The organism is Streptococcus sp. 27098_8_109, assembly GCF_041432295.1.
Lineage (GTDB): Bacteria > Bacillota > Bacilli > Lactobacillales > Streptococcaceae > Streptococcus.
The window spans coordinates 133925-140644 of sequence record NZ_JAPVZJ010000003.1 but is presented as its reverse complement, the minus strand read 5'-3'; the positions used below and the strand labels follow the sequence as shown (position 1 = coordinate 140644).

Annotated in this window: 6 protein-coding genes; 4 read left to right on the top strand and 2 right to left on the bottom strand. The window is 43.2% G+C overall.

Going from position 1 to position 6720, the window contains the following annotated elements; translation table 11 throughout:
* Positions 1 to 2217 (bottom strand): single-stranded-DNA-specific exonuclease RecJ (gene recJ, locus O3664_RS02455; protein WP_371613593.1); only part of this gene is annotated, 2217 nt, incomplete at its 3' end.
* Between the two features lie 177 nt (positions 2218 to 2394).
* Here recJ and O3664_RS02450 point away from each other — a divergent pair.
* From O3664_RS02450 to O3664_RS02435, 4 genes are read left to right on the top strand one after another with little or no spacing between them, the layout of a single operon-like run.
* Positions 2395 to 3153, top strand: coding sequence for an amino acid ABC transporter ATP-binding protein (locus O3664_RS02450; RefSeq protein ID WP_001229569.1), 759 nt, complete (start codon positions 2395 to 2397; stop codon positions 3151 to 3153).
* A 10-nt stretch (positions 3154 to 3163) separates the two neighbouring features.
* Positions 3164 to 3958 carry a transporter substrate-binding domain-containing protein gene (locus O3664_RS02445; protein WP_371613592.1) on the top strand — a complete coding sequence of 265 codons (795 nt, stop codon included), beginning with the start codon at positions 3164 to 3166 and terminating at the stop codon, positions 3956 to 3958.
* A gap of 12 nt (positions 3959 to 3970) precedes the next feature.
* On the top strand, positions 3971 to 4648 hold the full coding sequence (locus tag O3664_RS02440; protein WP_000131145.1) for an amino acid ABC transporter permease: 678 nt from the start codon (positions 3971 to 3973) through the stop codon (positions 4646 to 4648).
* Between the two features lie 9 nt (positions 4649 to 4657).
* The gene (locus O3664_RS02435) at positions 4658 to 5317 is read left to right on the top strand and encodes an amino acid ABC transporter permease (protein ID WP_000443889.1); all 660 of its coding nucleotides are present in this window, start codon (positions 4658 to 4660) and stop codon (positions 5315 to 5317) included.
* Between the two features lie 197 nt (positions 5318 to 5514).
* Here O3664_RS02435 and O3664_RS02430 read toward each other — a convergent pair whose 3' ends face one another.
* Entirely contained in the window at positions 5515 to 6645 is a 1131-nt protein-coding gene (locus O3664_RS02430) for an ABC transporter ATP-binding protein (RefSeq protein WP_000229952.1), read from the bottom strand.
* Positions 6646 to 6720: the final 75 nt, after the last annotated feature.

The window sequence follows — 6720 nt, the reverse complement described above, 5'->3', positions numbered from 1 at the left end:
TTTTTTCATTAAAAAGTCATAAATTTCTTGCACGGTACCCAGCGCCATCATTTCTTGGTCTTTGACGGTTTGTTTGAGATTTTGGTAAATCTGACTTTCTCCGATTTCTCTCTTTGGCGCTTCTTTATTGACTGTCATAACCCCATCTTTGATTACCACAAAACCTAATTCTTCAAATATTTGAATCATTTTGACCAGCAAGATTTGCTGAATATTAAGATAAGCTGCCAAATCTTTCAGCTTGTAGCGAATATCAAACTCTGGAAACTGGTAGATGGTCTTGTACAATTTGGCAAACTGCTCTCTAGTCCCATAGCCTGTCAGATAGTAGGCCTTGTCAATATCATTTTTGAAATAAACAGCAGAAAAATTCTGCTCCTGAAAAATGGTCTTCAGCTGAGTAATATCCTCAGGAATGGTTTTTACAACCACAGCATCACTATTTACTAGATTGGGCAGTTCCCCAGCAAAATCCAAGACTGGAACCCCTTCTGGCAAAACTGCATTCTTCCCACGGATGTTAAAAAGTTGAACACCCTCCACACGCGCATCCACCATCATCAACTGCAGGGCAGTTTGTCCATTCCATTGGTTGACAGACAATTTGACTGCCAGCTCTAGATTCTTGGTTTGAGCAAATTCTGTTGCCCATCTACCTTGTCCGAAGGCCACCACTTCAAAACTCGCCTCACCTTTGGAAATTTTCAACTTGAGATGGACATTTCCTGCCCCCATAGTACGGGCACTTTCGACCTGAAAATCCTTTATATAAAAGACAGGTTTCTGATTGTCCATTCCAAAGGGAGCTAAACGTTCAAAACTTTTGACCGTTTCTAAGCTAAGTGTCTCCAAATCCAGTTCTTCATCTAGATTTAACTTGTTCTTGCCAGCAGCATCTGCTCCTTTTTCACGGACATAATCTTCCAAAACCTGAGATAAATCTGAGAGTTTCTCCACTTCCAGCGTCATTCCTGCTGCGCCAGCATGGCCACCAAAGGCGATAAAGAGGTCTCGATGGGGATCCAGCGCCTCAAAAATATCGACCGCTTCCACACTACGAGCACTACCCTTTGCACGACCGTCCTCTATATTGAGAACGATGACTGTCTGCCCTAGTTCTTCCAACAAACGACCAGCCACGATTCCTAGAACCCCAGGATTCCAGCCTTCCTTGGCCAAGACTTGGACCTTCTTCTCAGGGTCCACCATGGTCTTAGCTTCTTCATAGATAGACTGGACGATTTCCTTGCGCTCTTCGTTTTTCTGGTGAATCATGAGGGCAATCTCGTGAGCTTCCTCGTCGTCAAATCCAGTCAACAAATCAATGGCAGGATTGGGATCATCCAAGCGGCCCAAGGCATTCAAACGAGGGGCAATCTGAAAACCAACCGTTTCTTCTGTTACTTCGTTGGCGGCAATCCCAGCCATGTCTAGCATTTCTTGTAGACCAATACGCTGAGTGTGTCCCAACATTTCCAGACCATACTGAACCAAGATACGGTTCTCATCCGTCAAACTCACCATATCTGCAATAGTTCCGATAGCGACCAAATCAAGCAATTCCACTTGTACTTCTTCTAAAAGGGCACAAGCCAGCTTGAAAGCAACTCCACAACCAGCCAAATATTTGAAAGGATAGTTCGCATCCGGATGTTCAGGATGGACAATAGCATAGGCATCTGGTAAGGTTTCAGGCATGGAATGATGGTCTGTCACAATGACATCTACTCCCATAGACTGGGCCAGTTCAATGGCTTCATGACCAGCAACCCCATTATCAACCGTCACAATCAAGGAAATTCCTTCTTGCTCGATAAAATATTTGTAAACACTGGCATTAGGTCCATAACCGTCGGTAAAACGATTGGGCAGATAAACCCGGCACTCGGCACCAAGCTGTTCCAAACTTTCCTTAACAATCGAAGCCGAAGTCATGCCATCTGCATCGTAGTCTCCATAGACAAGAATATTTCCCCCTTCTTCAATGGCCTGACGAATCCGCTCCACTGCCTTATCCATATCATGGAGCAGATAAGGGTCGTGCAAGTCCTCCAAGGAAGGTTCTAAAAACTTCTTCAGACTTTCTTGGTCCTGAATCCCTCTCTCAAATAATAACCGAGCCACTTCAGGACCCAGTCCAGCCTTTTTGGCTATTTTTGTAAAATCCGCATCTTCTACCTGCGGGGCAAACTGCCATTCATAAGTAGGTGTTATCAACAAGACATCCACTCTTTCTAAGAATTCTATTGCTTCATTATAACATGATTTAGGCTTTTTCTCTATCCTGATTGCTTTCTACAAAAATTTTACTAACTTTTTTTCTGATATGATTTGACAAGAAAAATCTTTTGGTGTAGAATCATGTTATAAAATCTAACACAAAGGAGATTCCTTATGGCTTTAGTAGAATTTGAACACGTCGAAAAATATTACGGGGACTACCACGCACTCCGCGACATCAATCTCCGTTTTGAAAAAGGGCAAGTCGTTGTCCTCCTAGGCCCTTCTGGTTCAGGGAAATCCACTCTAATCCGTACCATCAATGGTTTAGAGGCTGTTGACAAAGGAAGTCTTCTAGTAAATGGTCACCAAGTTGCTGGTGCCAGCCAGAAAGATTTGGTGCCGCTTCGCAAGGAAGTCGGCATGGTTTTCCAGCATTTTAACCTCTATCCACACAAAACGGTGTTAGAAAACGTAACACTTGCGCCCATAAAAGTTCTAGGAATTGATAAAAAAGAAGCTGAAAAGACAGCCCAAAAATATCTGGAATTTGTAAATATGTGGGACAAGAAAGATTCTTATCCAGCCATGCTTTCTGGTGGACAAAAACAACGGATTGCCATCGCTCGTGGTCTTGCCATGCATCCTGAACTCCTCCTATTTGATGAACCAACATCTGCCCTAGACCCTGAAACTATCGGCGATGTTCTAGCGGTTATGCAAAAATTGGCCCACGATGGTATGAATATGATTGTCGTTACCCATGAAATGGGCTTTGCCCGTGAAGTTGCGGATCGTATCATCTTTATGGCTGATGGAGAAGTTTTGGTGGATACGACAGATGTTGATGACTTTTTCGACAATCCAAGCGAACCTCGTGCCCAACAATTCCTCAGCAAAATCATCAACCACGAAAGTGACAAAGTCAAATAAGGAGGCGCCTATGAAAAAGAAATTCTTTTTATCCGCATTATTGATTAGCCTTTTCGGCCTTGCTGCTGCAAAACCAGTTCAGGCCGACACCAGTGTCGCAGATATTCAAAAGAGAGGCGAACTAGTTGTCGGTGTCAAACAAGACGTTCCCAACTTTGGCTATAAGGATCCCAAGACAGGGACCTATTCTGGTATCGAAACCGACTTGGCCAAAATGGTAGCAGATGAGCTCAAGGTCAAAGTTCGCTATGTGCCTGTTACCGCTCAAACCCGTGGACCCCTCCTAGACAATGAACAGGTCGATATGGATATCGCAACCTTCACCATCACAGACGAACGCAAAAAACTCTACAACTTTACCAGCCCTTACTACACAGATGCTTCTGGATTTTTGGTCAATAAATCTGCCAAAATCAAAAAGATTGAGGACCTAAACGGCAAAACCATCGGAGTTGCCCAAGGTTCCATCACCCAACGCCTGATTACTGAACTGGGTAAAAAGAAAGGTCTGAAGTTTAAATTCGTCGAACTTGGTTCCTACCCAGAATTGATTACTTCCCTGCATGCTCACCGTATCGATGCCTTTTCCGTTGACCGCTCGATTCTATCTGGCTATATCAGTAAACGCACAGTACTACTAGATGATAGTTTCAAGCCATCTGACTACGGTATTGTTACCAAGAAATCAAATACCGAGCTCAACGACTATCTTGACAACTTGGTTACTAAATGGAGCAAGGATGGTAGTTTGCAGAAACTTTATGACCGTTACAAGCTCAAACCATCTAGCCATTCCGCAGAATAAGGAGGACACCCTATGACAGATTTATCATCTTGGACAGCCTATTTTCAGGATTTTGGACAATTTTTCAATGGTTTCCTCTTCACCCTTGCCCTAGCGATTGGATCCTTTATCCTCGCTATGGTTTTGGGCATCTTCTTTGGAGCTATGTCAACCAGCAAACGTCCAATTTTGCGCATTTTGGCTCGCATCTTTGTTGAATTTTACCAAAACACTCCCCTCTTGGTGCAGTTTGTTATCGTCTTTTATGGTCTACCCCTTATCAGTGACCACACCATCATGATTCCGATTTATTGGACGGCTGTTCTCTGCGTGGGACTCTATCACGGCGCCTATATCGCTGAGGTGATTCGCTCAGGTATTCAATCTATTCCTAGCGGTCAGATGGAAGCTGCCTTATCGCAAGGTTTTACCTATATCAGTGCCATGCGCTTGATTATCTTGCCTCAGGCTTTCCGTATCATTCTCCCTCCTTTGACCAATCAAATTGTCAACCTCATTAAGAATACATCGACAGTCGCTATCATTTCTGGAGTCGACTTGATGTTTGTGACCAAGTCTTGGTCAGCACTTAACGGAAACTATATCCCAGCCTTTCTAGGTGCTGCCCTTCTCTACTTCTCTCTTTGCTTTCCTGTTGCCCAGTTTGGCCGCAAGATGGAGCAAGCCAACAAAAAAGCCTATTCACTTTAGGAGGTTACTATGGAATCCATTTTAGAAGTTTTGACCCCAGATAACCTAGTCTTTATCTTTAAAGGATTTGGCTTGACCCTCTACATTTCTCTGATTGCCATCGTCCTCTCTACCCTTATCGGTACGGTGCTAGCCGTCATGAGAAATGGGAAAAATCCTGTCTTACGTATCATCTCCAGCATTTATATCGAGTTTGTGCGTAACGTTCCCAACCTCCTCTGGATTTTCACTATCTTTTTAGTCTTTAAGATGAAGTCCACTCCAGCAGGTATTACAGCCTTCACTCTCTTTACCTCAGCAGCCTTGGCTGAGATTATCCGAGGCGGTCTCAATGCCGTAGACAAGGGACAGTACGAAGCAGGAATGTCTCAAGGATTTACCTCAGCCCAAATCCTCTACCACATCATTCTCCCACAAGCCATTCGTAAAATGCTGCCAGCCATTATTTCTCAGTTTGTAACCGTGATTAAGGATACCAGCCTCCTCTACTCTGTTATCGCCCTACAAGAGCTCTTTGGAGCCAGCCAAATTCTCATGGGCCGTTATTTCGAACCAGAGCAAGTCTTCAGTCTGTATATCCTGATTGCCCTCATCTACTTCAGCTTTAACCTAGCAATTTCGAGCCTGTCTCATATGCTAGCCAAACGTTGGCAACAAGCTGCAGAATAATACTCTTCGAAAATCAAATTCAAACCACGTCAGCTTCACCTTGCCGTACTCAAGTACAGCCTGCGTCTAGCTTCCTAGTTTGCTCTTTGATTTTCATTGAGTATAAACAGCCACTCTCCAGTTCAATTGGAGAGTTTTTCAACTCAATCACAAAAAACACTGCCAGATTTCTAGCAGTGTTTTGAGTTTTATTTATCTTAGTAAACTGTTTTTTCAGTTTCTACATCGAAGAAGTGTGCTTTGTTCAAGTCAAATCCAAGTTCAACTGTTGCACCTGTTTGCAAGTAGTCACGAGCATCAACTTTAGCAACAAATTCATCTTTACCAACTTGGCAGTAAAGGTGAGATTCTGAACCAAGCAATTCTGATACAGAGATAGTCGCTTTGACAACTGATTCTGGGAAAGTTTCAAGGAAAGCAGGTTCCGCATTCACGTCTTCTGGACGGATACCGAAGATCAATTCTTTACCTTCGTAGCCTTTTTCACGAAGAACTTTCAATGCTCCTTCTGGCACTTTCAAACGGAAACCGTCAGAAACAATTTCGCTACCAACCAATTTCACGTTGATGAAGTTCATAGCTGGGCTTCCGATGAATCCTGCTACGAATTTGTTAACTGGGTTTTTGTAAACTTCTTGAGGAGTACCGATTTGTTCTACACGTCCGATAGTACCTGTACCAGCAGGGTTCTTAGTTGCTGACATGATAACAATACGGTCTGCAAGTGTCATCGCTTCTGTTTGGTCGTGAGTTACGTAGATAGTTGTAGCTCCGATACGACGGTGGATTTTCGCAATTTCAGCACGCATTGATACACGAAGTTTTGCATCCAAGTTTGACAAAGGTTCGTCCATCAAGAACACTTTTGCATCACGGACAATCGCACGACCCATGGCAACACGTTGACGTTGACCACCTGAAAGGTCAGCTGGTTTACGTTCCAAGAATTCTTTCAATCCAAGGATTTCAGCTGCTTCTTGCACACGTTTGTCGATGTCTTCCTTACTGTATTTACGCAATTTCAAACCGAAAGCCATGTTGTCATAAACAGTCATGTGTGGGTAAAGAGCGTAGTTTTGGAATACCATGGCGATGTCACGGTCTTTTGGAGCTACGTCGTTGACAACCACACCATCGATAGATGCAGTACCTTCTGTGATGTCTTCAAGACCAGCAATCATACGAAGAGTTGTTGATTTACCACATCCTGAAGGACCTACGAAAACGATAAATTCTTTGTCTTTGATGTCCAAGTTGAAGTCTTCAACTGAGTAGTGTTCGCTATTTGGATATTTTTTGTAAATGTTTTTAAGATTCAATTCTACCATGAGGTGAACTCCTTTTGTTTTTTGATAGTTTTATTATAGATGAAAACGCTTTACATTTCTATGGCAAGGTGACCA